1 protein-coding gene is annotated in these 1,567 nt (G+C 54.0%); it reads right to left on the reverse strand.

Annotated elements, in window-relative coordinates; all coding sequences use genetic code 11:
- Positions 1-325: 325 nt before the first annotated feature.
- The coding region (locus tag ACXJ5O_RS26505; RefSeq protein WP_457302510.1) for a S8 family serine peptidase at positions 326-1,567 on the reverse strand (1,242 nt) is incomplete at its 5' end.

Raw genomic sequence — 1,567 nt, forward strand, 5'->3', positions numbered from 1 at the left:
ATGAATAAGTCGGATCTCCCGCTCCATGGATGCTTTGATGCTTTTGTAAGTGAGGCACATGCCCGTTGGCAATTTCGGCCGCTTGATCAATCTGGCAAATGATGACCACCGGTATTTTCTGGTAAGAACTGTTGACATCGGTTTTCCCTCCTGCAGTCTATTGATCGACTTGATCTCCGGATTTACCGAAGCATTGATCTAATATTACCGGAGGAGGCGTCTCTCCAGCGCTGTCTGACCGTCAATGCACCGTCAAAAATGAAGGATAAAACGTAAAAAAAGACCCGCGGGCGGGTCCTTTTTGGATGTTTTGTTGGGCTTTGCGTCAACTGTTCAGCACTACATCGACAGCGGCGGCGGCGTTAAGAAGTCCCGCTCCAAAGAAATACCGAGAATCGATGACATCTTCATTGTCCGCATTCATGCAGTCGGGTGTGAGAGGACGAAAACCCGGTCCAACATTGCTGCTTYGGCTGGACGCTTCCTCGAGGATAGACTTGACAGCTATACCGTCTAGCCTGCCTGACCCGCTGTGAACGGCACGATGGGCCCGTTGCACGAGAGCCGCAACCCCGCCGACCAAGGCTGCGGCCCCAGACGTACCGCCAAAGCTGGTATAGTAACCGCCGCCAACGCCGGGATTATTTGCAGACGGGAGCAGTGAGGACCAAGGAGCTTTTCCTTCATCATAACCAAAGACACCCGGAAGGTCCGTGCTCAGAAGGCTGAACTGCGAATAGCAGTATTCCTTCCCGGGATCCGCGTTATATTGATGCTTGGCGATCAAGGGAGACAGCCGATTGATCCGCAATTGATGGCGATTGAATACCTCGCCATCATCAGAAGGTGCAACGAGAGTTAGACCTTCGCCATAGTTGCTGTAGCCGGATCGGAAACCTTCAACCGTGACTGCGCCGACTGCAATAATCCCATTGTCGGGAGCTGCGAGGCTCGCTGGATAGATCAGCTGGCTTTCGCCGCTGTTGCCGGCAGCGCAGATCACCGGGATCTTTCGGCTCACGCCAATAATCAGCTGTTTCAGGATATTCCACATTCGGTCCGGGTTGGATCCCAGCTGTGTAGCCTTGGGCGCTAGTTCCGCCGGTCCCTGTTCTGCCACAGCGATACGCGCAAACAGGTCCGCAGCATCGCGATTGGCCCAGCGCTCCAAGTCGGCCTTTAGTTCGTTCTTGGGTTCAATGGCACTTCGCTTCGGATCAGGTAGGCCGCGTGGCATAACGATGACGTCAACGTTCTGCGAATAGGCATAAAGGAACGCAGCAATGAACTGCACAGCATTGTCTTCGAACGAAGTCGTAATGTTAACGAGGCGCGAAAACGGATCGGCGCCAAAATACGGTAACAGGTTGGGATTTTTATTGGGATGGGTCTCGGTCGAATCCGGCCTTGTAAAAATGTCTTCTGGCGGAAATGGGCTTTCGCCGTCCTCGGTTGGCAAGGCGGCAGGCTCGGCCACAATCAAACCGGCACAGGCGGTGCCGTGAGCCGCAAACATCGTGTTCGAGTCGAGTATTCGTCGGAAGACGCCATAGGAGGCAGCATACTC

The organism is Phyllobacterium sp. P5_D12, from assembly GCF_054049495.1.